Below are 25724 nucleotides of genomic sequence, written 5' to 3' on the forward strand. Positions count from 1 at the left end.
AAAATCCGTTTCAGCAAGTATATAGGGCGGGCAACAAAGCGGGCCGGAATTTACGCCAGGCAAGCATCCAGGCGCGCCAGGGTGACGCCGACATACGCGCCCACGCAGCGCGCGTCATGCGTCGTAAACGGGTTTTCCAGTTGCAGCAGGCCGCAGTCGCAGATGACGGGATCGACCTGGGTCACGACGCCCAGCGCCAGGTAGCGCCAGCCATCGAGGCGACGCAAGCCCTGCTCCCGGCCGGGGTTGGCGCGGAAGATGGCGTCCCAGTCGTCAAGTTCGCTGGCCATGGGCCACAGTTCGAGCTGGACTTGCGTGCCGGCGGCCATCTGCCTGCCGCCGAACTCGTCCATCACGTGCAGGCGCTGGCCATCCACGTCGATGACGGCTTCCAGGTACTCGCCATCGGTGGCGATGAAGGTGGCGGCGACGATGCTGGCCGTCACTTCTGCGCCTGCTCCAGCAGCGCCGGCAATTCCTTCAGCATGGCCTCGCGCGTGCGCAAGCCGGCCGATTGCTCACCCTTCTTGTCATCCTGCACCAGGCGCGCAAAGACGATGCTGCGCTCGCCCTGGCTGGCCCAACCCACGAACCAGCCGTAGCCATGCGCTTCGTCAAAGCTGCCGTCGGCCTTGCGCGGGAAGGCGGCGCCCGTCTTGCCATGCACTTGCCAGCCGCCCACGTCCGCCAGGCGGGTCAGGCGGTGCGTTGCTTCCATCGCCTGTTTCGTCACGGGCAGCTGGTAATTGACCAGCTTGCGCAAAAAGCCCAGCTGTTCCAGTGGTGAAATTTTCAGCGAAGAGCTGATCCACGAACGCTCCAGGCTGTTCTCCTTGCCCGGATCGCCCGAGACGTCCGCATTGCCATAGCGCAAAGCCTTCGCGTATTTCTGGAAGCGCTCGGCGCCCAGAGCCTGCGTGATCTGCTGCGAATACCAGACGACGGAATACTGCATCCAGCGCGACGGGTCCGTATCCTGGCGCCAGGCTTCGCCGCCCCAGTCCACATAGCCCTGGCGGTACGGCAGGGCCGGCTTGTGCTCGTCCTTGAGGAAGCCGGCGTCATAGCCCATCAGGCTGAGCGCGATCTTGAACGTGGATGCGGGCGTGACTCTGTCGAGGCAATTGCCCTCTTGCAGCAAGACGGCGCCTGTTTTGGCGTCGGCCATGGCGGTGCAGATGGTGGCGGCCTGGGCCTGCGAAGCGGCCAGGGTGGCGGCCGTCAGGCCGAGGATAAACTGGAACAATGCGCGATATTTCATGGGCCTCCGGGGTTGGGGGAGAAGGACAAAGCGAAATTGTACCGGGCAGCACGGCGCGATGCCAGCGCTGATAACATTGCCTTGACGTTAGTGACCGCCCGGCTGGCGCTCCCGCTTCAGCCGCTCCTCTTCCAGCTCGTCCATGCCCAGCTTTTCCTCGTCGATCAGCGCATGCTCGCGCCGTTCGCGTTCCACTTCTTCTTCCAGGCTGTCATCGTTGACGTCCCGCTCGATTTTCTCCGGCATGCTGCCCTCCTTCACGGTGGTTGACTAGTATTCTCCGGCAAGCTTGCCCGCCTGCGCCACGGCATCGTGCGGATGCAGGCTTTCCATATGCCGTACGGTAACACGCGCCTGCGGATGGCGTGGCGCCAGCGCCGCCTGCACGCGGCGGGCCGCGTCTTCCACATACATCAGGTTAGCACCATTCAGGCGCGCGAACGCCTGCTCGTCCGCCCGTTTCACGGCCGTCTGCAGCGGTGTCGCCAGTGCCGCTTCCACCAGGTCGATCAGGGGAAACAGGTCCAGCTCCGCCTGTTCCGTCAAGGGCACCGTGACCGTCGCCGTGCTGCGCTGGCTGTGCGGCGTGGCCAGGCTCGCGTGTTCCTGCAGCCAGGCGCGCGCGGCCGCGCCCTCGATGCCGCCCGCACCGAACTGCGCCGCGAAGGCGTCGGCCAGCAATTGCCGCGCCAGCGCCGCCGAACATGGACAGGTCGACGAGTAGCCGACCTCCACCGTCAGGGACAGGGCAAAGCCCTGCGGAGTAACACTGGCCTGCAGGCGCACGGGATACGATTTCCAGCCAGACAGCCCCGCCGTCAGCAGCGCCGGCTGGCGCCGCAGCAGGGGAAAGGCCAGCACCAGGCGCGCCTGCGTGCTGCCGCAATCGGCATGGCTGTCCACCATGCGCCGCAGCACGGCGGCCAGGGCGCCCGCATCGAGCGGTTGCGCGGCGGCAAACGCATCGAGCAGCAGATACAAACGCGACATGTGGATGCCCTTGACGTGCGGGTCGGGCAAATCGACTTGCACGTCGGCCCAGGCATGCACTTGCTGCGCCTGCCCGCCCTCTTCCAGCCACAGGGGCAAGGCGATGCCTTGCATGCCGACCCACTCAAGCGGAAAGGGGCTGCCCAGATGGGGGCCGGCCGCCACATCGGGCAGCGGCGAGGATAGGGAATCGCGCTTCATGGTGATACTCCATATGCAAACAAGTTGCATATCATGAAGAAAAATCCTCGCATTTGCAAGCAACTTGCATTAATGGAGCATATTGACGGGTTAGCTGGCCTTGCGAAACGTCAGATTGATGCGCTGCGCGCCCAGCACCGCGTGTTCACCTTCCTTCAGGGGCGCCACGCCGTGGAAGCGCAGGCGGTCGGCGCCGCCCCACACCACCACATCGCCGTGCAGCAGGCCGATGCGCGCCGCCTTGTCGGCCCGCCCGGCGCCGCCGAACAGGAAGGTGGCGGGCAAACCGAGCGAGACGGAAACGATGGGCGCATTGAAATCGCATTCGTCGCGGTCCTGGTGCAGGGCCATGCGCGCGCCGGGCGCATAGCGGTTGACCAGGCAGGCGTCGGGAGCAAAGCCCGGATAGCCGGCCGCGAGCGCCGCCTCCTGCGCCAGGCGCAGGAACACGGGCGGCATCGGCGGCCAGGGAAGACCGCTGTCCGGATCGCGCCGCGCATAGCGGTAGCCGCGCCCATCCGTGACCCAGCCCAAGGCGCCGCAATTGCTCATGGCAACCGACATGCGCAAGCCGCCCGGCGTGGCCATGTGGCGCAGGGGAGCCGCCAGCACGATGGCGTCCAGCGCCGGCAGCAGTTCGTCCAGGCAGGGCAGCGCGAAAGCGCGCAGCAGGATAGACGCGGACGAACCCGGCACCAGCAGCACGGGGCCGGCCGGGACTTGTTCTTCATCGGCGAACAGGGACAGGTTCATGCCGCCTATTTTAGCCGCGCCATGGAAAAAGCGCGCGCGGCCGCCCCATGGTGCGCTACAGTAGCGCTTCCAGCCACTACCACCCGCCTCCACGATGGATCATTACGCCGATTTGCTGCAAACCCTGGCGCAGCAGGAAGAATCCCTGCAATTCGAACGCTTCGACAACGACGCCGCACTGGCCGTGGGCCTGTGGATCGTCGAAGAAGTGCGCAAGCGGGGCAAGGCCGTCACCGTCAACATCACGCGCAACGGTCAAGTCCTGTTCCACCACGCCATGACGGGCGCCACGGCGGACCAGGCGGACTGGATACGCCGCAAGAACAATACGGTGCAGCGCTTTTGCCGCAGCTCCTACTACATGGGCATCTCGTATAAAAGCCGCGGCAGCACCTTCGAAGACGTGAAATACCTCGATGACATCGAGTACGCGGGCCACGGCGGCGCTTTCCCCCTGCTGATACGCGGCGTGGGACTGGTCGGCACGGTCACCGTTTCCGGCCTGGCGCAGGCGGACGACCACGCGCTGGTGGTGGCCGCGCTGCAGGCGCAGCTGGACGCGCACTGACGCCTCGCAGGTGCCATCCGCGCCGGCTACCGGGACAGGCTCTAAATGCGCTGGCCGCCGTCGATGGGAATTTCCGCCCCCGTGATGTACGAAGCGCGCTCGCTGCACAAAAACTCCACCAAATCCGCCACTTCGGCAGTCGTGCCCAGGCGGCGCAGGGGGATTTGCGTGTCGACGATGTGCGAAGTGCCAGGCGACAGGATGGCCGTGTCGATCTCGCCCGGTGCGATCGCGTTGACGCGCACATTCAGCGGCGCCATGTCGTTGGCCATTTCGCGCGTCAGCGACGCCAGCGCCGCCTTCGAACTGGCATAGGCCGAGCCGGCAAACGGGTGCACGCGGTAGCCGGCGATCGAGCACAGGTTCACGACGGCGCCGTGCGCGTTCGACAATTCCTGCGCAAAGCCGCGCGTCAGGGCCAGCGGCGCAAAGAAATTCGTGTTGTACATTTCCTGCCACGTCTGCATGTCGGTGGTCAGCGAATTGACGCGCGAGCCGCCCGGTCCTTTCGGCGACACGCCCGCATTGTTGACCAGCGCGTGCAGTTTCGAGTCGCCCAGCATGGGGCGCAGCGTCTCGACCATCTGCCCGATCTGGCTCAGGTCCGACAAATCCATGCACACATGCGTGTTGTGCTCCTGGCTGCGCGGGCAGCCGCCGGGAATCGGGCTGCGCGAGACGGTGATGACCCGCCAGCCCAGGCTGCGGAAGCGCTCGGCCACCGCGTGGCCGATGCCGCGGCTGGCACCCGTGACGATGGCGGTTTTCTGTTCAACTTTCTGTTCAATCTTGTGCTCAATGTGCGTCATGTTCTTCCTCGTTCTGTTCTTGTTCGCTTGCGCCGGCGTGGATGCGCTCCTGGCGCATGACATAGGCCAGCATCTGCGTGCCGCCATCGAGGATGTCCTGTTCGATGGCGCGTCGCGCGGCCGCGCTGTCGCGCTGGCGCAGCGCGCTGATGATGGCGTGGTGATGACCCACCCGCATGTCGGGCGAAAAGCTGGCGTAGCCGGCGGCGATCAGGGGCGCCGTCTGCATCCACAGGTGGTCGACGAAGCGTTTCAAGGTCGGCATGCCGGCCGCCTGCGCCAGGCCCAGGTGAAACGCCTGGTTGCATTGCAGGGCCGCCGCCAGGTCGTGCCGCGCGATGGCCTCTTCGTTCGCCTGCAGCAGGCGCTCCAGGTCGGCCAGGGTAGCATCGTCGATGCGCTGCGCCGCTTCAAACGCGCCCAGGCCTTCCAGTTCCAGGCGCAGCGCGCGGATTTCCAGGTAGCGCGCCACGCTCAGCACGGGCACGCGGAAGTCGCGTGGCGAGCGCAGCACCAGCGCCTCTTCCTGCACCAGTTGCAGCATCGCGTCGCGCACGGGCGTGACGCTGGTGCCCAGCTGCAGCGCCAGTTCGCGGATGCGCAGCCGGTCATTCGGCTGGAAGCGCCCGGCCGCCAGCGCTTCGCGCAGCATGGCGTACACGGACTTGCCCAGATTGACGTGCACCAGACTGTCCAATTGATGGTTCATACGTGTTCTTGATCGTTGAGAAATTATGATGCATCATACATCAATGTGAAAAACAGTGTTTTTCCTGGCGTGCACAGAAGACAGGACGCGCTGCCAGACCGTACAATCAGCCGCCACCGTCTCGAAAGGAATGCACTTGAACTGGGATTATCCGTACGCCCATACCCTGCCCGTCACGCCCGAAGCGGGCGACATCGATGGCTTGCAGCACACGAATAACGCCGTCTACGTGCGCTGGTGCGAGCATATCGCCTGGCACCACTCGGCCACTCTGGGGCTGGACCTCGACGATTACCGGCGTCTGGACCGGGCCATGGCGATACGCCGCGGCGAATACGACTACCTGCTGCCGACGCGGGCCGGCGAAGCGCTGACCCTGGCCACCTGGCTGTGCGCCAGCGATGGCCGCTCCAGCATGGAACGGCGTTTCCAGCTGATCCGCGACAGCGACGGCGCCACCGTCGTGCGCGGACGATGGGAATTGATCTGCATCGAATTGAGCAGCGGCCGCGCACGCCGCCTGCCGCCCGAGTTTCTGGCCGTGTACGAACCAGCCATCGTCGCGGCCGGCGCGTAAAAGCGGACGCCTGGAGCGCCGTTTTGCACGCCGTTCGGCGAAGATGCGGGGCTTTTCTTGCGCCTCCGCAGTGCAACATGCATTTCGCTCCTGCTTTGCCCGTGCATGCTTTAGAATCAGCGACCTCAGCCCCGTAAAAACAGGATAAAACATATGACGGCAGTCGGGAATACCGAACCACAAGAGCTCAAGCGCGGCCTGAAAAGCCGCCACATCCAGCTCATCGCCCTGGGCGGTGCCATCGGCACCGGCCTGTTTCTGGGCATCGCGCAAACCATCAAGATGGCTGGCCCCTCGGTCCTGCTGGGCTACGGCATCGCCGGCGTCATCGCCTTTCTGATCATGCGCCAGCTGGGCGAGATGGTGGTCGACGAACCCGTCGCCGGCTCCTTCAGCTATTTCGCCGACAAATACTGCGGCCACCTGCCCGGCTTCCTGTCGGGCTGGAATTACTGGGTGCTGTATGTGCTCGTCAGCATGGCCGAACTGACGGCCGTCGGCATCTACGTGCAATACTGGTGGCCCGGCGTGCCCACCTGGGTTTCGGCGCTGATCTTCTTTTGCGTCATCAACGCCATCAGTTTGTTGAATGTCAAAGCCTTCGGCGAGATGGAGTTCTGGTTCGCCCTGATCAAGGTGGTCGCCATCATCGGCATGATCGTCTTCGGCGCCTGGCTGCTGGCCTCCGGCGACGCCGGTCCGCAAGCCTCGGTAGCCAACCTGTGGCAGCACGGCGGCTTCTTCCCGAATGGCTGGCAGGGACTGGTGATGGCCATGGCCGTCATCATGTTCTCGTTCGGCGGCCTGGAACTGGTGGGCATCACGGCGGCCGAGGCGGATGACCCGAGCACGACGATTCCGCGCGCCACCAACCAGGCCATCTACCGCATCCTGATTTTCTACATCGGCGCGCTGGGCATTTTGCTGTCGCTGTACCCGTGGCAAAACGTCGTCACCGGCGGCAGCCCCTTCGTGCTGATCTTCCATGCGCTCGACAGCAACCTGGTGGCCACGGCCCTGAACGTGGTGGTGCTGACGGCCGCCCTGTCCGTCTACAACAGCGGCGTGTACTGCAACACGCGCATGCTGTTCGGCCTGGCCAAGCAAGGCAATGCGCCGCGCGCGCTGCTGCACCTGAACCGCCGCGGCGTGCCGCTGGTGGCACTGGGCGTATCGGCCCTGGCGACGGGCGCCTGCGTGGTGGTCAATTACTTCATGCCGGGCGAAGCGTTCGAAGTGCTGATGGGGCTCGTCGTGTCGGCGCTGATCATCAACTGGGCCATGATCAGCTGGATCCATTTGCGCTTCCGCGCACAGAAAAAAATCGAAGGCAAGACGACCCTGTTCCAGAGCCTGGGCTACCCGTTCACCAACTACCTGTGCCTGGTGTTCCTGGCCGGCATTCTGGTAATCATGTACCTGACGCCGGGCCTGCGCATTTCCGTCTACCTCATACCCGTGTGGCTCGCCGCGCTGGGCGTCGGTTACTGGATCAAGCAAAGCAGGGCCAAGGCCTAGACTGCCTTGCGCCGCATCAAAAGCACAAAGCCCGTCTTCGCAGGAAGGCGGGCTTTTTGCATTGAGCGTGCTCAATCGCTAAGCGGCGACGGCCTTGTCCCGCTCCGGCAGCACATCGGCTTGCCACAGGCTGATGGTCCGGCCCGCATACGACTGCAGCAGCACATCGTCGTTCAAGGTCAGCAACGCCTGCTTGCGCTGTTCCAGGCGCGCCTCCGGCGTCATCTCCTTCTCGCCCGACTTGTACGGCCCCAGCACGGGCAGCAGGTCGCGCAGCACGGAATAGTTGCCCGGCGTGGTCTTGTCCGATTCCAGCTTGCCCAGGAAATACTTCATGACGCGCTCGGACTGGTTGCCCTCCTGCCGCAAGCTCGCCTTGACCATCTTGCCATCCTTGTACGCCACTTGCGCATCGCTGCTGGCCGTATCCTCGATCTGGTGATAGGTGTAGTTCTGCGATTCCGTATTGTCCAGCAGGCGCAGCGGCACGCCGGGGACGAGCGTTTCATGGAAGCTGGCGCTCAGCTTCGATTGTTGCTGCTGCCTGATCGACCGTTCGTCCTGGCTGGCGCCGGCCTGCTCCGTCTTTTGCGACACTTCATAATTGAAGCCATCCCTTTCCGCACTGCGCATGGGATTGCTGAATTTCACGGTTTGCGACACGGAGGCGCTGAAATCGGCCAGTCCCGTCAGGATGGACTTGTCCTCGGCCGCCAGGCGCCACTTGCCCGTCGCGGGATTGTCCGTGGCTACTTGCGGCGCGGCGGCGTTGCTGTGCAAGGCAGTGAAGCTATCCTTGAGCATGGACACCAGGCCCGCGTCGCCATGGCCGCGCGACGCCGCCTGGTCGAACTGCTTCATGTAGCTGTCCAGCGCCTTGGCTTGCTTTTCCTTGCTGCCCAAGGTATTGAGTTGGCTGGCGTCGACCTTCAGGTCCAGACTGCCGGCCTCGCCGCTGAAGCTGACCTTGCGCTGCGCGCCATCTGCCTGGAAATCGAGGGTTTGAACACTTTCCGGCTCGCCGCGCACCTTCACTTCCGCATGCAGCTTCACCGACTCGAGCACCTGCTGGTCGAACTGCATCAAGCCTTCCAGCTTGATTTTCGGCGTGCTCTGCCCCATGCCATCGATGGCTTCCTGAAAACCTTTCGCCAGTTCGCCCAGGGCGCTCGCCTCAGCGTCGCTGAGCTCGCCGCTGGTCGTCATGTTCACGGCCAGGCCGTCGCCCTGGCTGTCGAGCGACAGCTTGACTTCCACGCCGCTCCTGGTGGTGATGCTGAGGGACACCCGGTCTTCGCCATTGCCATGCAGGCTGCCGGGCGCGATGCCGGATGCGCCATAGATATTCGGCGTGGTGCTTGGCGGCGGCTGCCGCATCGCCTGCGAGAAATTATAGTTTCCCAGCTTGGCCTGTCCCAGCATGGCAGCGCCCAGGCCGCTGAAGCGGCCGCCAAACGCGTACGAAGAGAAACTCTTCGTCATCGCCTCGCTCACTTTGTCGCGCGTAGCGCTTTCCCACACCATGGGCGCTTTCACGAACGCTGCCAGCTTGCTGTCGCTCACGCTCTCCGGGCTGAGCGCAACGATGGCAGACGGCGTGGATGCGGGCGACGGGGACGGCGCCTCCGTGCGGTTCGACGCGGCGGAGGAAGCCCGTGACGGGGCGCTATTCCAGCTGGACAGTGGAGAAATGGAGGTCATGGCGCTGTCACCTTGCAAATGGAGAGAAGATGCATCATAAAAGTTCGATATGGTTAGTTTTTTTGCAATTTCCTGGCGCCAGGCAAACCTGGCCTCACGTTATCTGGCGTGAAGGCAAGTACTGCATGGCAATACTGCATTAACGGCAAGAAACGGAAAAGCATGAGCGTCGGGGAAATGAAACATTTTCATGCCGCAGACCTCGCCTGCCCCAACAAGTTGAATCACAGCCGGGAATGTCCATTAAAATGCCACTATGGAACACAAGATTCTGCGCGCGCCGCTGGCCAGCTTTACCGACTTGTTGCTCGATGCCGTGTGCATGGTCGACGTGGAGGGGCGCTTTGTTTTCGTCAGCGCCGCCTGCGAACGCATCTTCGGCTACACGCAGCAGGAAATGATCGGCAAGCTCATGCTCGACATGGTCGCCCCCGCCGACCGCGCGCGCACCCTGGCCGCCGCGCGTGCCATCATGGATGGCCATGCGCAGACGCACTTCGAGAACCGCTACCTGCGCAAGGATGGCAGCCTGGCGCACATCATGTGGTCGGCCCGCTGGTCCGCCGCCGACCAGCTGCGCGTGGCCGTGGCGCGCGACGTCACCTTGCTGAAACAGGCCCAGGCAAAGCAGGCCGCGCTGTACGCCATCTCCGAAGCCATGCAGGCGACGCAAGACTTGCCCGCCTTGCTGCACCGCATCCAGCACATCATCGGCGAACACTTGCCGGCACGCAGTCTGACCTTGCTGCTGCATGACGAACACGGCGCCCAGGCTCCCATGACCTCGCATGCCGACGACAGCGCGCCCCAGCCAACATCGTCCCTGGCCAGCCTGCTGTGCGACGAAGTCCTGCGCAGCGGCCGTCCCCTGCTGCTGCAATCGGGACAACTGGCCGGCCTGCCGGCGGCGCTGCAAACGGCGGCCTGCGCCCTGTCCTCGTGCTGGCTGGCCGTGCCGCTGTACTCTTCTCTGGGCAGCATCGGCGCGCTGGCCCTGCAAGGGGGCCAGGATGCCGTCATCGGCTCGGCGCAAGACCAGGATTTGCTGCAATTTGTCGCCAAGCAACTTGCCACCGCCATCGAGCGGCGCCAGTTGCAGACGCAAATGCAGTTCATGGCCATGCACGACGAGCTGACCCGATTGCCGAACCGCCGCCTGTTCCACGACCGCCTGCATACGGCCTTCGCTCGCGCGCACCGCCAGGAAGGTCGGCTGTCGCTGCTGTTCCTCGACCTCGACAACTTCAAGCGGGTCAACGACGACCACGGCCATGCCTGTGGCGACCTGCTGCTGCAAACGGTGGCGAGCCGCCTGCGCGATTGCATGCGCGAAACCGACACCCTGGCCAGGATGGGCGGCGATGAATTCGTCGTGCTTCTGGAAAGCAATGCCACGCCGGGGGACGTCAGCCTGATCGAGCAAAAGATCCACGCGGCCCTGGCTGCGCCGCTGCACCTGGGCAACGGACAGCAATTGCAGATCGCCGTCAGCATCGGCGTGGCCCACTATCCGGAAGATGGCGATACCATGCAGTTGCTGCTGCGCCATGCGGACCGGGCCATGTACGCCTCGAAAGTGCTGGCGGCCGCCTCGCGCTAACGGACGCCCGCTCCTGGCGACAGTTTCCCCTATGCTATACTTTCCGGCGATGCTGAGACTCTTCAAAACATGGCTGATCCTGCTGTTGATCACGGCGGTGCCGCTGCAGGCGGCCGCTGCGGGCGCCATGCGGACGTGCGCGCCGCTCGCTGCCGTGCCTGCCGCCGCGATGACAGCGGCTTGCCAGCATGACGCCACGCAATCCTCCGCCGTTCCGGACAGCGCCAGCACACCGGAAGAAAACAAGACCCCAGCCAAGCATCCCGCATGCGGCGCCTGCTCCAGCTTTTGCCTGGGCGCGCTGATGCCACCTGGCATTACCCCGCCCGCCGCGTCCTGCAGCGGCGCGCAACAAGTCACCATCGCAACGGCCACCTTGCTGACGGGATTCATTCCCGACGGCCCGCGCCGGCCGCCGAGACCGCTTTCCGCTTAGCTAGCAGTTTAAATACCAAGCAGGCCACCAAAGTGGCCACGATAGACCTACTTCGTCTGAAAGCAACACCATGATCAAACATTTATTGCTGCGCGGCGCCTGCGCCGCCATGCTGGGCCTGCCCACGTTCGCCATGGCGGCCCTGCCCGTCATCGAAGTCTACAAGAGCGCCTCCTGCGGCTGCTGTGCCGACTGGATCAAGCACCTGGAAACGAACGGCTTTACGGTGCGCGCGAAAAATGTCGAGATGCCGGCGCAATACCGCAAGCTGGCCGGCATTCCCGACGCGCTCGGCTCCTGCCACACGGGCCTCGTCAACGGCTACGCCATCGAAGGCCACGTGCCGGCCAGCGAAATCAAGCAGCTGCTGCGCGAGAAACCCAAGGCCAAGGGCCTGGCCGTCCCGGCAATGCCGATGGGCTCGCCAGGCATGGAAGGACCGCGCAAGGATGCGTATGACGTCTTGCTGGTCAAGAACAATGGCAGCACCAGTGTCTACAAGCACTACCAATAACACTGAAGGGCAATGAAAAACGCCGCCGGAATCGCTTCCGGCGGCGTTTTTTTATCAGGCAGCAGTCAAGAACTGACTGCCTTCATGACTGCATCAGATGCTGTCCAGCACGGCATTCAGGCTGGCGCTAGGACGCATGACCGCTTCCGTCTTCGCCGGATCTGGCAGGTAGTAGCCGCCGATATCCGTTTCCTTGCCTTGTACTGCTTTCAGCTCGGCAACGATCTTTTCTTCGTTGTCAGCCAGGGCTTTGGCCACTGGCGCAAAATGCGCTGCCAGTTCCGCATCGTCCTTCTGCGTAGCCAGGGCTTGCGCCCAGTACATGGCCAGGTAGAAATGGCTGCCGCGGTTATCGAGTTCGCCGGTACGTGGCGATGGCGACTTGTTGTTGTCCAGCAGCTTGCCGGTGGCTTCGTCGAGGGTTTTCGCCAGGATTTTCGCCTTCGCATTGCCCGTCTTGATGCCCATGTCTTCCAGCGACACGGCCAGGGCCAGGAACTCGCCCAGCGAATCCCAGCGCAAATGGTTTTCTTCCACCAGCTGTTTGACGTGTTTCGGTGCCGAACCGCCGGCGCCCGTTTCGTACATGCCGCCACCGGCCATCAGCGGCACGATCGACAGCATCTTGGCGGACGTGCCCAGTTCCAGGATCGGGAACAAATCGGTCAGGTAATCGCGCAGGATGTTACCGGTCACCGAGATGGTGTCCAGGCCGCGGAAGGCGCGTTCCAGGGTGTAACGCATGGCGCGCGTTTGCGACATGATCTGGATGTCCAGGCCCTTGGTATCGTGCTCTTTCAGGTAAACCTGTACCTTCTTGATGACTTCGTTCTCGTGCGGACGGTAGGAATCGAGCCAGAACACGGCAGGCATGCCCGAGTTGCGCGCGCGCGTGACGGCCAGCTTGACCCAGTCGCGGATCGGCGCGTCCTTGACCTGGCACATGCGCCAGATATCGCCCTCTTCCACCGTTTGCGTCAGCAGCACTTCGCCCGTTTCCAGGTCGGTGATGTTGGCGATGCCGCCTTCAGGCACTTCAAACGTCTTGTCGTGCGAACCGTATTCTTCCGCTTGCTGCGCCATCAGGCCCACGTTCGGCACGGTGCCCATGGTCTTCGGATCGAAGTTGCCATGCCATTTGCAGAAGCCAATCATTTCCTGGTAGATGCGCGCGAAAGTCGATTCCGGCATGACTGCCTTGACGTCTTTCGGACGGCCATCGGCACCCCACATCTTGCCGCCGATACGGATCATGGCTGGCATCGACGCGTCGACGATGATGTCGTTCGGCGAATGGAAGTTGGTGATGCCCTTGGCCGAATCGACCATGGCCAGTTCCGGACGGTTCGCGTGGCAGGCGTGCAGGTCTTTCAGCACTTCATCTTTTTGCGACGCCGGCAGGGTCTCGATCTTGTCGTACAGGTTGCTCATGCCATTGTTGACATTCACGCCCAGCTTGTCGAACAGGGCGGCGTGCTTGGCGAACGCGTCCTTGTAGAAGATGCGCACGCAGTGACCGAAAACGATCGGGTGCGAGACCTTCATCATGGTCGCCTTGACGTGCAGCGAGAACATCACGCCCGTCTTGAAGGCGTCGTCGATTTCTTTCTCGTAGAACTCCAGCAGCGCTTTCTTGCTCATGAACATGCTGTCGATGATTTCGCCCGCCTGCAGGGAAACCTTCGGTTTCAGCACGATGGTCTTGCCCGAGGCCGTGACCAGTTCCATCTTGACGTCGCGCGCTTTTTCCAGGGTCAGCGATTTTTCGCCATGGTAGAAGTCGCCATGGTGCATGTGCGACACGTGCGTCTGCGACGACTGGCTCCACTCGCCCATCGAATGCGGGTGCTTGCGTGCGTACTCTTTGACAGCCTTCGGTGCGCGGCGGTCGGAATTGCCTTCGCGCAGGACCGGGTTGACCGAGCTGCCGATGCACTTGCCGTAGCGGGCTTTCAGGGCTTTTTCTTCGTCCGTCTTCGCATCTTCCGGGTAGTCCGGCAGCTTGTAGCCACGGCCTTGCAATTCGCGCACGCAGGCGATCAACTGGCCCTGGGAAGCGCTAATGTTCGGCAGCTTGATGATATTGGTGTCCGGATTCTGGGTCAATTTGCCCAGTTCAGCCAGGGTGTTCGGGACTTTTTGCGCGTCCGTCAGGAATTCTGGAAATTCAGCCAGTACACGCGACGCCACCGAAATATCGCTGGCGACCACGTCCACGCCAGCCGGCGCGGTGAATTTTTTGATAATTGGCAGCAGGGAATACGTCGCGAGCAGCGGCGCCTCGTCAGTCAGCGTGTAGATGATTTTGGATTTTTGTGTTGCCATGTTCATTCCCTTGTATGCGGTGATGCCTGGTGGTTAACTTTCTTCATTCCAAACACAGGACGGTTAGCCTTGCTTTGGACGGCTAGTGTGCCGGCGGTGACGCCGTGCTTGCCCACCACGTATTTTAGACTGTCCTGCCGCTGTTTGTGTATCCGATGGCGACGAATCTTATATAAGACAGCAAATATCGGGATCTGAAGGCCCAGGATGGCCATTTTCCGCGCTGAAATACCCTCCAGGCACGCGCACGGCATGGTCATGAGCGTGGCAGCAGCGACTATTTTAATCATTATAAATCGTAATGATTCTCATTTATAATGTCGTGCATGCAATTCCTCCCTACTGACTTTATACGCTGCCCTTGATGCCCATTCCACATTCCCCACTCGCCCATCCCCACCTCACCACCCGGCTGATCCTCGCCGGCCTGCTCGTTGCCAGCGTCACGCCGCAGGCGATCGCCCAGGCCGCGGCCGATGCATCGACCCCGCTCGCCACCGTGCTGGTGAATGGCCAGGCCGAAGCGGACGCCGGCGGACAGATCGCCAAGAGCGCGCGCGCCGGCATGCTGGGCGAAAAAGACTTGCTCGATACGCCGTTCAGCGTCAACAGCTACACCAGCCAGCGCATGCTAGACCAGCAGGCGCTGACCCTGGCCGAGGTGCTGGGCGGCGACCCGTCCACCCGCTTCACGGGCCAGATCGGCGGCGTCACGGATTCCTTCTTCATCCGCGGCTTTCCCCTCAACGAGGGCAATCTGAGCGAAGTGGCGTTCGACGGCGTGTATGGCGTGTCGCCCAATTACCACCTGTTTACGGAATACCTGCAGAGCGTCGAAGTGCTCAAGGGACCGGCCGCGCTGCTGTACGGCATGTCGCCGAATGGCGGCGTGGGCGGCGTCGTCAATGCCGTGCCGAAACGCTCCTTGCCGCGCGACCTGACGCGACTGACTTTTGACTACGGCTCGGGCTCGCAGGCTGGCGCGGCCATCGACGTCAGCCGCCGCTTCGGCGACGAGCGGCGTTTCGGCATCCGCGTCAATGGCTTGCACCGCCAGGGCCGCACGCCGCTCGACCACCAGACCTCGCGCGCGGAAGTGGCCGCTATCGCCCTCGATTACCAGGGGCAACGGCTGCGCGCCTCGCTCGACGTGATCGAGCAATACCAGTGGATCGACGCGCCCACGCGCCCCTTCCTCGTGGCCGCGCGCCTGCCAGTGCCGCAAGCGCCCGATGGCCGGCGCAACATCGCCCAATCCTGGGGCTGGTGGAAGTCGAACGACCTGGCCACCCTGGGCAAGCTCGAATATGACCTGAACGACAAGGTCACCATCTTTGCCGACGTGGGCGGCACGCGCTCCGACGTGTCGCGCTATTCGGACCAGACGCCGACCATCACCAGCGCGGCGGGCGACATGACGGTCACGCCCATGAACTGGAAATTCCGCGTGCGGCGCGCCAGCGGCGACACGGGCGTACGCACGCGTTTTCGCACGGGCGGCATCGAGCATGCGCTGGTCGTGATGGGCAATGTCTACCGCGATGAATTTGGCAGCGTGAGCAATTCCGGCAAACTCATCACCTCGAATATCTACCACCCTGTCGCCGTGGCCGACCCCGGCATTCCCGCTCCGGTCCGCGCGCCGAAACTGTCGGCCTCCACGCTTTCCAGCCTGGCCGTGGCCGATACGCTGGACATGCTGGACCAGCGCGTGCAACTGACCCTGGGCGTGCGCCGCCAGCTGGTCGAATCGAAAAACTACCACGCCACCAGCGGCGCGCTCACCACGCATTACAAACAGGGCGCCCTGACGCCGCTGGCTGGCATCGTCGTCAAGCCGCTGCGCCACGTGTCGCTGTACGCAAACTATATCGAGGGCCTGAGCAAGGGCGATATCGCGCCGAACATCGCCGACAACGCGGGCCAGGTCTTCGCGCCCTACAAGAGCAAGCAATATGAAGTGGGCACGAAGGCCGATTTCGGCGTGGTGCTGGCGACCCTGGCCGTGTTCCAGGTGAGTAAACCCAGCGGCCAGCTGTATGGCAAGGTGTACAGCATGGATAGCGAACAGCGCAACCGGGGCCTGGAACTGAATCTGTCCGGCGCCGCCAGCAAGGCCGTGCGCCTGCTGGCCGGCATCACCCTGCTCGACGGCCGCCTGGTAAAGACCAACAACGCCGCCACCATGGGCAAGCGTCCCGTCGGCGTGCCCACGTCCATGGCCAACCTGGGCGGCGAATGGGATATGCCGTACTGGCCGGGCTTGACAGCCACGGGCGCCGTCAGCTACACGAGCAAACAGTTTGTCGACCAGACGAATCAGCAATCGGTGCCGTCATGGACCAAGGTCGACCTGGGCTTGCGCTACCGCACGGCCATCGCCGGCAAGGCGGCGACCTTGCGCGGCGGCCTGATGAACGCCTTCGACCGCCACTACTGGGCCGGCGTGGCCTCGTATGGCACCGTCTCGCAATCAGCGCCCCGCAGCGTGCAACTGTCGGCCGCCGTGGATTTTTGACGGGCACCGGCAGCAAAGTAAAAAACAGCAAAAAATAGCAAAAAAGCAGACCATCTCACCATGGATGGCGACAGAACCCACTGCTGGTCCTGTCGCCATCGCACACGGCGGAACTCCCCGCATGACTGCGGTCTAACAGACCAGGGCAGTGGCCGGAGAAGCCGCACCACACCGCATTCCAGTCCTCCCGGCTACCGCCCGGCACACTGCCGCCGCCATCGCGCATGCATCGCCGCATCAACAGCGGTGCAGCCACGAACGACAACTACATTGATATTTATCAAATTGACTGCCCGATGCGTGGGCTACTGTCGGTGCCATCTTTGATTTGAAACAGAAACTCTGCTGCCAAGAATCGACCATTCCAGACACAACGCCAGTTCTCGCCAGGCTCTTCATTCCCCAGCCGATAACGCTCGCCAAGTGCGGTAACACCCAGCGTTCCCCCTCCCTTGCCTGTACGTGCCGGGGAAACTTTTGCTAGCGATTTTGCAGCTTTTTGATTAATGCACGTTAAAAAGGAATTTCGTATGAGCACGTATTCTGACATTTGCATCGTTGGCGCCGGCATAGGCGGATTGACTTGCGCCAATCAACTGATCGACGCCGCCGCCAGCAGGAAGCTGCGCATCCGGGTCTTCGACCTGAATCCCACCGTCGGCGGCCGCATCCAGTCGCGAAAAATAGATGGCGAGGAAATCGCCGAACTCGGCGCCGCCCGCTACTCGCCGCAGCTGCATCCGCATTTCCAGCAACTGATGCAGGGCAGCGGACTGCCGCATGCCGTCTACCCGTTCACCAAGGTCATCTCGCACGACAGCGTGCTGGAAGAGCTGAAGGCAACGCTCGATGACCTGAGCCCGATGCTGAAAGAGCATCCGAACGACTCCTTCCTCGAGTTCGTCAGCCATTACCTGGGCGCCGCCAAGGCCACCCACATCATCAAGGCGACCGGCTATGACGCCTTGCTGCTGCCGATGGTGTCGGCGGCCATGGCCTACGACATCATCAAGAAACACCCGGAAACGCAGCACTTTACGGAGAACGCCGCCAACCAGTGGCACTACGCCACCGATGGCTACCACGCGTTGCTATGCCAGTTGCAGCACCAGGCCCAGGCCGCCGGGGTGGAATTCCGGCTCGAACATCGCTTGCTGTCCGTTGAAAAATCGGGCGCCGAGCATGTGCTTGCCTTCAGCCACCACGGCGACACGCATATGCACCGCACACGCCATCTGGTGATGACCATTCCGCCGTCCGCCATGCCGCGCCTGAACCTGGATTTTCCTGCCGCCTGGAGTCCGTTCCAGTACGACTCGCTGCCCCTGTTCAAGGGATTTTTCACCTTCGACACGGCCTGGTGGGATGCGCTGGGGCTGACCGACAAGGTGCTGATGGCGGAAAATCCCCTGCGCAAGGTCTACTTCAAGAGCGACAAATATGTGCTGTTCTACACCGACAGCAAAAGCGCCACCTACTGGCGGGACAGCCTGGAACTCGGTGAAGACGTGTACCTGGCGCGTGTCCGCAGCCACCTGGAAGAAATCCTGCCGCTCGATGGCCAGCCGCTGCCGCCGATCAAGGCGCATTTCCACAAGTTCTGGCCGCATGGCGTCGAGTTTTGCGTGGAGCCGGAAGCCGAGCACCCGGCCGTCCTGCTGCACCAGGACGGCATCATTTCCTGCTCGGATGCGTATACCGCGCACTGCGGCTGGATGGAAGGCAGCCTGATCAGCGCCCAGCACGCCAGCGGCCTGCTGCTGCAGCGGCTCGATCAACGGGAAGACGTGGTCGCCGCCGCCAACGATACCTTCATCACTTCCTCGACCGAGCGCGCATGAGCCTACTTGACTTCCCCCGCCTGCATTTTCGGGGTTTTGCCCGCGCCAATGTGCCGACCGGGAATCGCAATACGCACGGCAACATCGATATCGCCACGAATGCGGTATCGATGGCGGGCGAAGCTGTCGACCTGAGCCGGCCGCCGGCCGAATTCCATGCACACCTGAAACAGCTTGCCCCCCGCTTCAATGCGGAGGGCAAGCCGGATCCGGACGGTATCTTCAGCCTGGCGGCAGGTCACAATTTTGGCGGGAATAATCATTTCTCTTGGGAAAACGCGAGGATCACGGGCGTCCAGCTGCGTCATGGCGAGGTCGATACGCAGGATCCGCTGGTGGGCGCCAAGCTGGGCCTGTGGGGCCACTACAACGAGTACCTGCGCACGACGTTCAACCGCGCCAGGTGGATCGACAATAACCCGGCCCAGCCGGACACCACGCTGATCTACGCCGGCCAGTTCACCTTGAGCGACAAGCTGGCCACGCCCAACACGCCCACTTTGTTTACCGCCGACATCGCGCAGGCGCACTCGGTGCGCTGGCTCGGCAGCGGCCATATCACGGAACGCAGCGGGCATTTCCTGGACGAGGAATTCGGCCGCTCCAGGCTGTTCCAGTTTTCCGTGGCCAAGCAAGACCCGCATTTCCTGTTCAATGCGGACCTGCCGCTGCCGGCAAGTATGCGTGCTTTGCAGCAAGCCCTGGCAGATGACGACGTGCTGGGCCTGACGGTGCAGTATTGCCTGTTCAATATGTCGACGCCGCAAAAACCCGACTCGCCCGTGTTCTATGACCTGGCCGGCAGCATCGGCCTGTGGCGACGCGACGAGCTGGCCACCTATCCGGCCGGCCGCCTGCTGCAGCCGCGCCAGGCCAGCCTGGGACCGGTGCTGGTAAAGCTGCATGCGGATCGCGTCGCGTTCAACATGCCGACCGCCATCCCCTTCACCACGCGCGACGCGGGCGCCGTCTCGGAACAGCATCCCACGCATGCGCTGGGCGGCAAGCAGGCGCTCGGCGACCTGCTGCTGCATGATGACACAGGCACCTTGCTGGCACGGATTCCGGAATCGCTGTACCGCGACTACTGGCGCCACCACGGCGTCTTCGATGTGCCGCTGCAACATCCCCCCGCCCCGGGTTCGCTCAGCCTGGGCAGCGCGCAGGCGCAGTGGAACGAGGCCGACTGGGTGCTGCAATCGGACAGCAACCAGCTGTACCTGGAAGCGCCGAACCATAAAAAGCACGAGCAATTTCCGCAGACCATCACCGTGCAAAGCCGCTTCCGCGGCGAGCTGGCGGCCCCCCCATCCTTGGCGGAAGCGGAAGACGGCGCGCTGCTGGCCGTGCAGCAGCAGCCGTCGCCGCTCGGGCATGGCTACACGGCGCTGACCCTGACGGGACGCCAGCCGGGCGCGACCCGCATCGTGCTGGGCACAGGCCAGGATAAACAATACCTCTGCGTGCGCGTGTTGCCCGACGACTGGGACCTCGACGACGTACCGGCCGAACAGGTCGACTACGCCTTCCTCTACAGGCATGTGATGAGCTACTACGAGCTCGTGTATCCCTTCATGTCGGACAAGGTCTTCAGCCTGGCGGACCAGTGCAAGTGCGAAACGTATTCGCGCCTGATGTGGCAGATGTGCGATCCGCAGAACCGCGAAAAAAGCTACTACATGCCCAGCACCCGCGAACTGTCGCTGCCAAAGTCGCGCCTGTTCCTCAAATACCTGACCCAGGTCGAGGCGGCAGCCGCGGCCAAGGCGGCGGTGCCGGAAGCGGCCACGCCGCATGTCATCGGCTGCAAGGCGGAGTTGATCGACGAGCTGAAAAAGGCCATCGACCTGGAACTGTCGCTGATGCTGCAATACCTGTATGCCGCGTATTCGATTCCCAATTACGCGCAGGGTGCGGCGCTGGTGCAGGCCGGCCGCTGGCTGCCGGCCGAGCTGGAACTGGCCTGCGGCGCCGAAGACCGGCGCCGCAACAGTGGCACGCGCGGCGCATTGCTGGAAATCGCCCATGAAGAAATGATTCACTACTTATTAGTCAACAATGTGCTGATGGCGCTAGGCGAAGCGTTTTATAGCGGCACCCCGCTGCTGGGCCTGCAGGCGCGCCGGCGCTTCGGCCTGGACACGGAATTTGCGTTCGAACCATTTTCCGAACACGTGCTGGCCCGCTTCGTGCGTTTCGAATGGCCCGACTACCTTCCCACGCCGGGCAAATCGATTGCCACCTTCTATATCGCGATCCGCCAGGCCGTGGCCGAGCTGCCCGGCCTGTTCGAGAGCGGCGGCGGCAAGCGCGGCGGCGAGCACCATTTGTTCCTGAAAGAATTGACCAACCGCGCCTATCCCGGCTACCAGCTGGAAGTGTCGGACCGCGACAGCGCGCTGTTCGCCATCGACTTCGTCACGGAACAGGGGGAAGGCGTGGCCGTCGATTCGCCGCATTTCGCCTCGTCGCACTTCCAGCGGCTGCGCGCCATCGCCGGCAAGTTTGCGGCCTGCGGCAAGCCGTTCGAGCCGGCCGTGCCGGCGCTGAAGAATCCCGTGCTGGAAGCACGCGCGGACTGCACGGTGGTAACCGACCAAAAGGCGCGCGCGCTGATGCAGCTGTATCAGGGCTGCTACGAACTGACCTTCCTGATGATGGCGCACCATTTCGCGCAGCAGCCGCTGGGCAGCCTGCGCCGCTCGCGCCTGATGAACGCCTCCATCGACATCATGACCGGCCTGTTGCGCCCCCTGTCGGCCGCCCTGATGAACATGCCATCGGGCGTGCCCGGCCGCCATGCGGGACCGCCCGTGCCCGAGCCGGTCAGCAGCCGGGTCAGCAGCGACTACAGCCTGGGTTGCGACATGCTGGCGCAGAAATGCCTGGCGCTGGCACGGTACGCGCGCGGCCTTGAGAGCGATGTCATCGGCATGGCGCCGATAGAAATGTTGGAGTTTTTTAATCAGCAACTTACCGATTCATCTCGGGGAAAGATGTCAAGAGAGGCCTGAAATGCATAAAATCATTATCGTCGGCGGAGGCCTGGCAGGTAGCCTCAGCGCCATTTATCTGGCGCAACGGGGACACGATGTCCACGTTGTCGAAAAACGCGGCGATCCGCTGCAGCAAGCTTACGCCAACGCCGATCCGGTCAACTCGCGCGCCATCGGCGTCACCATGACCGTGCGCGGCGTCAAGGCGGTGCTGGCGGCCGGCATCAGCAGGCAAGAGCTGGAGTTGTGCGGCGAACGCATCCTTGGCATGGCGTTTTCCGTCGGCGGTACATTCAAGGTGCGCGAACTGGACCAGCGCGAAGGCCTGTTCCCACTATCGCTGGACAGGTCCGCCTTCCAGCGCCTGTTAAACACCTATGCCGCCAGGCACGAAGTGAAATACTACTTCGAGCATAAATGCCTGGATGTCGACCTGGAAAGAAAAGTCGTGCTGATCCAGGGTCCGGACGGCGCCCTGCAGCACCTGGATGGCGACCTGATCATCGGCGCCGATGGCGCCCATTCCGCCGTGCGGCGCGCCATGCAGAGCGGCATGCGGCGCTTTGAATTCAAGCAGAGCTTCTTCCGCCATGGCTACAAGACCCTCGTGTTACCGAATGCGGAGGGCCTGGGTTTCAGGAAGGATTTGCTGTATTTCTTCGGCATGGCTTCCAAGGGCCAGTTTGCCGGCCGCGCAGCCACCATTCCGGACGGCAGCGTCAGCTTTGTCATTTGCCTGCCCTACTCCGGCACGCTCAGCCTGAACACGCTGAACCGGGAAACCATGGCGGCCTTCTTCGACCGCTATTACGACAAGCTGCCGGCGGCCAGCCGGCAAGAGATGGTGAACCAGTTCATCGCCCTGCCCAGCAACGACCTCATCAATGTCCGCTCGAGCACCTTCCATTACAAGGGCAATGTCCTGCTGATCGGCGATGCGGCGCATGCCACCGCCCCCTTCCTTGGCCAGGGCATGAACATGGCGCTGGAAGACACCTATATCTTCGTCACTTTGCTGGAAAAGCACGGCAATGCGCTGGCGCCCGCCCTGGCCGAGTTCACGCAGCAGCGCAAGGTACAGGCCGACGCCATGCAGGATATGGCGATCGCCAACTACGAAGCGCTGAGCAACCCCAATCTGATTTTCTTCCTGCAGACGCGCTACAACCGCTTTATGCACCAGAAATTCCCCCGTATTTATCCACCCGACATGGCGGATAAATTGTTCTTTACATCGATTCCTTACGATGAACTGCAGCAAATTCAGAAAAAACAAAACGTTTGGTACAAACTTGGGAGGGTAAATTAATGAACATTCTCGTCATCGGCGCCGGTCCCGCAGGACTGCTCTTCGCCAGTCAGATGAAACAGGCCCAGCCCGGCTGGAATATCCGCATTACGGAAAAGAATACCCCGGAAGAAGTGCTGGGCTGGGGCGTGGTGTTGCCGGGACGGCCGCCGCGCCATCCGGCCAATCCGCTCTCTTACCTGGAGCAGCCGGAACGGCTCAATCCGCAGTTCCTGGAAGAATTCAAGCTCGTGCACCACGAGCAGCCCAACCTGATGGGCACCGGCGTGACGCTGTGCGGCGTCGGACGCCAGGCCCTCGTGCAGGCCCTGCGCGCCAAGTGCGTGGCAGCCGGCATCGATATCCGCTACGAAACGCCGCCGGCGGACAAGGCACAACTGGAAGCCGAGTACGACCTGGTGGTGGTGTCGAATGGCGTCAATTACAAATCGCTGGACTTGCCGCCAGCACTGGCGCCGCACATCGATTTCGGCCGCAACAAATACATCTGGTACGGCACCACCCAGCTGTTCGACCAGATGAACCTGGTGTTCCGCAGCAATGAACACGGCATTTTCATCGGCCATGCCTATAAATATTCGGACACGATGAGCACCTTTATCGTCGAATGCAGCGAAGAAACGTACGCGAAGGCCGGGCTGGAGGCGCTGTCCGAGCACGACGCCGCCGCGTATATCGCCAAGACCTTCAAAGCCGAACTCGGCGAGCACGGACTGCAGAGCCAGCCGGGCCAGGGCTGGCGCAACTTCATGACCCTCAGCCGCGACCGGGCCTGCGACGGCAAGTTCGTCCTGCTCGGCGATGCGTTGCAATCGGGGCATTTTTCCATCGGCCATGGCACCACCATGGCCGTGGTGGCGGCACTGCTGCTGGTCAAAGTCCTCAATACCGAAGCCAACACGGCCGCCGCCCTGGACAGCTTCAATGCCCGCGCCGTGCCCCTGGTGCACTTGTTCAAGGAGCACGCCAACAGCAGCCGCCTGTGGTTTGAAAGCGTGGGCGAACGTATCGAACTGAGCAATGAAGAGCTGACCGCCAGCTTCGACGCCCGCCGCAAGGACTTGCCGTCGCTGCAAGAAGCGGTGATGGCCAGCCTTGGCTACGCACTGGGCCGCTAAGGGAGATACCATGCCGACACACCTCGCCCCGCCGCCGCTGCCGCTGCAATGGAGCAGCGCCTATATTTCCTACTGGACGCCGATGCGGAAGGACGACCAGGTCACGTCCGGCTATTGCTGGTTCGACTATGCGCGCAACATCTGCCGCATCGATGGTCTGTTCAATCCCTGGCCGGAAAAGGAACATGGACACCTGCTGTGGATGTCGGAAATCGGTGACGCCAGGCGCGAACAAAGCCGCAAGCAGAAAGTGGCCTACACAAGGCAGGCGGAGGCCAGTGGCGAGCAGCTGCACGGCACGGCACTGGCCGATGAGGTGATCCAGTTCCATGACCTGTTCCTGCCGCAAGCGGTGCTGCTGGACGGCGGTGCCCGTCACGACGGCCGCCACAGCGTGCTGGGCCGGGAAGCGGACGCCTGGGTAGTGGAGCGGACGGGCAAGCCGCCATCGGTCTTTTACCTGGAGGCCGGTGGCAACCGCCTGCTGCGCATGGTCACAGGCAACGACCCGCAGCACCGGTCGGTACGCGACTTCCCCAACCTGTTTGTCGGTGATATTGCGGACAGCGTCTTTACGTCTTGCAACACCTGACCAGGACGTGGCGCGCGCAAGGGCCGCATGAGGCCGAGGCCCGCGCCACGCCTGGCTGGCGTTTTTGTTATTACTCTCGAAGGATATTGCTATGCCGCTGGTTGTTTACATTTTGGGGTTGACGATCTTTTCGTTAACCACCTCTGAATTCATGGTGGCGGGCATGATGCCGTCGCTGGCCCTGGCCATGGACGAACCGGTGACACGGATCGGCTATCTGATCTCGCTCTACGCCATGGGGATGGTCATCGGCGGACCGCTGAGCACCATCGCCCTGCTCAAGCTGCGCGTGCCGAACAAGCAGGGACTGCTGTGGCTGCTGGGCTTTTATGTCCTTGCCCAATCCGTTGCCGCGTCCGCCACCAGCTATGACATCCTGGCCATCGCGCGGGTGGTCACCGGCGTGGTCGCCGCCACCTGCTTTGGCCTGTCCCTGGCGATCTGTGCCGACATCGTCGCTCCCAATGCGCGCGGACGCGCCGCCGCCGTCGTGATCGGCGGCCTCATGCTCGCTTCCGTGGTGGGCGTGCCGGTCGCCACGCTGATCGACCAGCATCTGGGATGGCGCGCCAGCTTCTGGCTGGTGGTGCTGCTGGCGCTCCTGTGCCTGGCACTCATCACCGTACTGGTGCCGCGCGCCAAGCCATCCGAAGTCGTCAGCCTCGGCAATGAACTGGGGGAATTCCGCAACCGCCACCTGTGGGCAGCGTATGCCAGCAGCGGTCTCATCATCGGCGCGATCTTCGCGGCCTTCAGCTACTTCGCCTCCATCCTGACGGAAATTACAGGATTTCAAGCTTCCGACATCCCCTGGCTGCTGGGTATCTACGGCGTCGCCAACGTGGTGGGCAATGGCGTAGTCGGCCGTTATGCGGACCGCTACACCACCGTCATCATGGTCTGGGGCATGATCATCCTGAGCATCAGCCTGGCGCTATTCGCCGTCTTCGCGCACGACAAAACCATCAGCGTCGCCTTGCTGGTCGTCACGGGCCTGGTCGGCATGTCGATGAATCCCGCCATCATCGCCCGCGTGATGAAGACCGCCCACCCAGGGCCGCTGGTCAACACGGTGCACACGTCCGTCATCAACATCGGCCTGGGCGCCGGCTCCTGGCTCGGCGGCCTCGGCATTGCCGCCGGCTACGGCTTGCGCTCCCCGTTGTGGGTCGGTGTCGCGCTGGCCGTGCTTGGCCTCATCAGCTTGCTGCCCTACCTCGGCCACAGGTCGCGCGGTTCGGTGCTGTCGCATTGATCGTTGGGGCGGTTGGGCCAGATTCATTTTCTTTGGGGAAACCCGTCCGATAACGCTGATTCAGGCATTTAACGTCGACGATGGCACTGTTACCCCCGTCCCAGAACCAGTAACCTACGGCATGCTGCTGGCG

The 25724-nt window shown here is 62.9% G+C and carries 22 protein-coding genes; 13 read left to right on the forward strand and 9 right to left on the reverse strand.

The annotated features are described in order from the left end of the window. Nucleotides 1–50 precede the first annotated feature (50 nt). The 5 genes from SJI03_RS23495 to alkB form a co-directional block, all read right to left on the reverse strand. Nucleotides 51–446, reverse strand: coding sequence for a hypothetical protein (locus tag SJI03_RS23495; protein ID WP_322428812.1), 396 nt, complete (start codon nt 444–446; stop codon nt 51–53). Then, nucleotides 443–1261: a class D beta-lactamase gene (blaOXA, locus tag SJI03_RS23500; protein ID WP_322428813.1), complete on the reverse strand. Its 819-nt coding sequence runs from the start codon at nt 1259–1261 to the stop codon at nt 443–445. The genes SJI03_RS23495 and blaOXA overlap by 4 nt, the downstream gene beginning before the upstream one ends. A gap of 87 nt (nt 1262–1348) precedes the next feature. Beyond that, nucleotides 1349–1507: a hypothetical protein gene (locus SJI03_RS23505; RefSeq protein WP_158301156.1), complete on the reverse strand. Its 159-nt coding sequence runs from the start codon at nt 1505–1507 to the stop codon at nt 1349–1351. A gap of 24 nt (nt 1508–1531) precedes the next feature. Then, nucleotides 1532–2452 (reverse strand): GTP cyclohydrolase FolE2, encoded by a 921-nt coding sequence (folE2, locus tag SJI03_RS23510; protein ID WP_322428814.1) that lies wholly within the window; start codon nt 2450–2452, stop codon nt 1532–1534. A gap of 90 nt (nt 2453–2542) precedes the next feature. Next, nucleotides 2543–3205 carry a DNA oxidative demethylase AlkB gene (gene alkB, locus SJI03_RS23515; RefSeq protein WP_322428815.1) on the reverse strand — a complete coding sequence of 221 codons (663 nt, stop codon included), beginning with the start codon at nt 3203–3205 and terminating at the stop codon, nt 2543–2545. A 94-nt stretch (nt 3206–3299) separates the two neighbouring features. On the opposite strand from alkB, the gene SJI03_RS23520 reads away from it, so the two are divergent. Next, entirely contained in the window at nt 3300–3773 is a 474-nt protein-coding gene (locus SJI03_RS23520) for a heme-degrading domain-containing protein (protein WP_116744637.1), read from the forward strand. 41 nt (nt 3774–3814) lie between these two features. Here SJI03_RS23520 and SJI03_RS23525 read toward each other — a convergent pair whose 3' ends face one another. Both SJI03_RS23525 and SJI03_RS23530 read right to left on the reverse strand, forming a co-directional pair. Continuing rightward, complete coding sequence (locus SJI03_RS23525; protein ID WP_322428816.1) at nt 3815–4582, reverse strand: SDR family oxidoreductase; 768 nt, start codon at nt 4580–4582, stop codon at nt 3815–3817. Further along, complete coding sequence (locus SJI03_RS23530) at nt 4569–5291, reverse strand: GntR family transcriptional regulator (RefSeq protein ID WP_322428817.1); 723 nt, start codon at nt 5289–5291, stop codon at nt 4569–4571. The genes SJI03_RS23525 and SJI03_RS23530 overlap by 14 nt, the downstream gene beginning before the upstream one ends. Nucleotides 5292–5427: 136 nt before the next feature. Here SJI03_RS23530 and SJI03_RS23535 point away from each other — a divergent pair, with 136 nt between their 5' ends. Continuing rightward, entirely contained in the window at nt 5428–5868 is a 441-nt protein-coding gene (locus tag SJI03_RS23535; protein WP_322428818.1) for a thioesterase family protein, read from the forward strand. A gap of 153 nt (nt 5869–6021) precedes the next feature. Continuing rightward, nucleotides 6022–7386 carry an amino acid permease gene (locus tag SJI03_RS23540; protein ID WP_322428819.1) on the forward strand — a complete coding sequence of 455 codons (1365 nt, stop codon included), beginning with the start codon at nt 6022–6024 and terminating at the stop codon, nt 7384–7386. 78 nt (nt 7387–7464) lie between these two features. Here the strand turns inward: SJI03_RS23540 and SJI03_RS23545 are convergent, their stop codons facing one another. After that, nucleotides 7465–9087, reverse strand: a complete 1623-nt coding sequence (locus SJI03_RS23545; protein WP_322428820.1) for a hypothetical protein — start codon at nt 9085–9087, stop codon at nt 7465–7467. 256 nt (nt 9088–9343) lie between these two features. Here SJI03_RS23545 and SJI03_RS23550 point away from each other — a divergent pair, with 256 nt between their 5' ends. From SJI03_RS23550 to SJI03_RS23560, 3 genes are all read left to right on the forward strand, one after another. Further along, nucleotides 9344–10687: a bifunctional diguanylate cyclase/phosphodiesterase gene (locus tag SJI03_RS23550; RefSeq protein ID WP_322428821.1), complete on the forward strand. Its 1344-nt coding sequence runs from the start codon at nt 9344–9346 to the stop codon at nt 10685–10687. 49 nt (nt 10688–10736) lie between these two features. Continuing rightward, nucleotides 10737–11123: a hypothetical protein gene (locus tag SJI03_RS23555; RefSeq protein WP_322428822.1), complete on the forward strand. Its 387-nt coding sequence runs from the start codon at nt 10737–10739 to the stop codon at nt 11121–11123. A 70-nt stretch (nt 11124–11193) separates the two neighbouring features. Then, nucleotides 11194–11637 carry a DUF411 domain-containing protein gene (locus SJI03_RS23560; RefSeq protein ID WP_099377381.1) on the forward strand — a complete coding sequence of 148 codons (444 nt, stop codon included), beginning with the start codon at nt 11194–11196 and terminating at the stop codon, nt 11635–11637. 93 nt (nt 11638–11730) lie between these two features. Here SJI03_RS23560 and SJI03_RS23565 read toward each other — a convergent pair whose 3' ends face one another. Beyond that, nucleotides 11731–13962, reverse strand: coding sequence for an NADP-dependent isocitrate dehydrogenase (locus tag SJI03_RS23565; RefSeq protein ID WP_099377382.1), 2232 nt, complete (start codon nt 13960–13962; stop codon nt 11731–11733). Between the two features lie 364 nt (nt 13963–14326). Between SJI03_RS23565 and SJI03_RS23570 the strand changes: the two genes are divergently transcribed. The 7 genes from SJI03_RS23570 (at nt 14327) to SJI03_RS23600 (ending at nt 25591) form a co-directional block, all read left to right on the forward strand. Further along, nucleotides 14327–16480, forward strand: a complete 2154-nt coding sequence (locus SJI03_RS23570) for a TonB-dependent siderophore receptor (RefSeq protein WP_322428823.1) — start codon at nt 14327–14329, stop codon at nt 16478–16480. A gap of 530 nt (nt 16481–17010) precedes the next feature. After that, on the forward strand, nt 17011–18321 hold the full coding sequence (locus tag SJI03_RS23575) for an FAD-dependent oxidoreductase (protein WP_322428824.1): 1311 nt from the start codon (nt 17011–17013) through the stop codon (nt 18319–18321). Continuing rightward, entirely contained in the window at nt 18318–21335 is a 3018-nt protein-coding gene (vioB, locus tag SJI03_RS23580) for an iminophenyl-pyruvate dimer synthase VioB (protein ID WP_322428825.1), read from the forward strand. The genes SJI03_RS23575 and vioB overlap by 4 nt, the downstream gene beginning before the upstream one ends. A 1-nt stretch (nt 21336) precedes the next feature. Beyond that, nucleotides 21337–22626, forward strand: a complete 1290-nt coding sequence (locus tag SJI03_RS23585) for an NAD(P)/FAD-dependent oxidoreductase (RefSeq protein WP_322428826.1) — start codon at nt 21337–21339, stop codon at nt 22624–22626. Further along, a complete protein-coding gene (locus tag SJI03_RS23590; RefSeq protein ID WP_322428827.1) occupies nt 22626–23744 on the forward strand; it encodes a tryptophan hydroxylase in 1119 nt (372 codons plus the stop codon). Before SJI03_RS23585 ends, SJI03_RS23590 begins: the two co-directional genes overlap by 1 nt. 10 nt (nt 23745–23754) lie before the next feature. Beyond that, nucleotides 23755–24336 carry a violacein biosynthesis enzyme VioE gene (gene vioE / locus SJI03_RS23595; protein ID WP_322428828.1) on the forward strand — a complete coding sequence of 194 codons (582 nt, stop codon included), beginning with the start codon at nt 23755–23757 and terminating at the stop codon, nt 24334–24336. Between the two features lie 91 nt (nt 24337–24427). Next, on the forward strand, nt 24428–25591 hold the full coding sequence (locus tag SJI03_RS23600; protein ID WP_099377390.1) for an MFS transporter: 1164 nt from the start codon (nt 24428–24430) through the stop codon (nt 25589–25591). Nucleotides 25592–25724: the final 133 nt, after the last annotated feature.

This window comes from Janthinobacterium sp. GMG1 (assembly GCF_034427795.1).
Lineage (GTDB): Bacteria > Pseudomonadota > Gammaproteobacteria > Burkholderiales > Burkholderiaceae_D > Janthinobacterium.

What these genes read in the sequence shown, in the direction of transcription:
- blaOXA (WP_322428813.1), bottom strand. Translation starts at nt 1,261, where the DNA reads ATGAAATATCGCGCATTGTTCCAGTTTATCCTCGGCCTGACGGCCGCC.
- SJI03_RS23505 (WP_158301156.1), bottom strand. Translation starts at nt 1,507, where the DNA reads ATGCCGGAGAAAATCGAGCGGGACGTCAACGATGACAGCCTGGAAGAA.
- folE2 (WP_322428814.1), bottom strand. Translation starts at nt 2,452, where the DNA reads ATGAAGCGCGATTCCCTATCCTCGCCGCTGCCCGATGTGGCGGCCGGC.
- alkB (WP_322428815.1), bottom strand. Translation starts at nt 3,205, where the DNA reads ATGAACCTGTCCCTGTTCGCCGATGAAGAACAAGTCCCGGCCGGCCCC.
- SJI03_RS23520 (WP_116744637.1), top strand. Translation starts at nt 3,300, where the DNA reads ATGGATCATTACGCCGATTTGCTGCAAACCCTGGCGCAGCAGGAAGAA.
- SJI03_RS23525 (WP_322428816.1), bottom strand. Translation starts at nt 4,582, where the DNA reads ATGACGCACATTGAGCACAAGATTGAACAGAAAGTTGAACAGAAAACC.
- SJI03_RS23530 (WP_322428817.1), bottom strand. Translation starts at nt 5,291, where the DNA reads ATGAACCATCAATTGGACAGTCTGGTGCACGTCAATCTGGGCAAGTCC.
- SJI03_RS23540 (WP_322428819.1), top strand. Translation starts at nt 6,022, where the DNA reads ATGACGGCAGTCGGGAATACCGAACCACAAGAGCTCAAGCGCGGCCTG.
- SJI03_RS23545 (WP_322428820.1), bottom strand. Translation starts at nt 9,087, where the DNA reads ATGACCTCCATTTCTCCACTGTCCAGCTGGAATAGCGCCCCGTCACGG.
- SJI03_RS23550 (WP_322428821.1), top strand. Translation starts at nt 9,344, where the DNA reads ATGGAACACAAGATTCTGCGCGCGCCGCTGGCCAGCTTTACCGACTTG.
- SJI03_RS23555 (WP_322428822.1), top strand. Translation starts at nt 10,737, where the DNA reads ATGCTGAGACTCTTCAAAACATGGCTGATCCTGCTGTTGATCACGGCG.
- SJI03_RS23560 (WP_099377381.1), top strand. Translation starts at nt 11,194, where the DNA reads ATGATCAAACATTTATTGCTGCGCGGCGCCTGCGCCGCCATGCTGGGC.
- SJI03_RS23565 (WP_099377382.1), bottom strand. Translation starts at nt 13,962, where the DNA reads ATGGCAACACAAAAATCCAAAATCATCTACACGCTGACTGACGAGGCG.
- SJI03_RS23570 (WP_322428823.1), top strand. Translation starts at nt 14,327, where the DNA reads ATGCCCATTCCACATTCCCCACTCGCCCATCCCCACCTCACCACCCGG.
- SJI03_RS23575 (WP_322428824.1), top strand. Translation starts at nt 17,011, where the DNA reads ATGAGCACGTATTCTGACATTTGCATCGTTGGCGCCGGCATAGGCGGA.
- vioB (WP_322428825.1), top strand. Translation starts at nt 18,318, where the DNA reads ATGAGCCTACTTGACTTCCCCCGCCTGCATTTTCGGGGTTTTGCCCGC.
- SJI03_RS23585 (WP_322428826.1), top strand. Translation starts at nt 21,337, where the DNA reads ATGCATAAAATCATTATCGTCGGCGGAGGCCTGGCAGGTAGCCTCAGC.
- SJI03_RS23590 (WP_322428827.1), top strand. Translation starts at nt 22,626, where the DNA reads ATGAACATTCTCGTCATCGGCGCCGGTCCCGCAGGACTGCTCTTCGCC.
- vioE (WP_322428828.1), top strand. Translation starts at nt 23,755, where the DNA reads ATGCCGACACACCTCGCCCCGCCGCCGCTGCCGCTGCAATGGAGCAGC.
- SJI03_RS23600 (WP_099377390.1), top strand. Translation starts at nt 24,428, where the DNA reads ATGCCGCTGGTTGTTTACATTTTGGGGTTGACGATCTTTTCGTTAACC.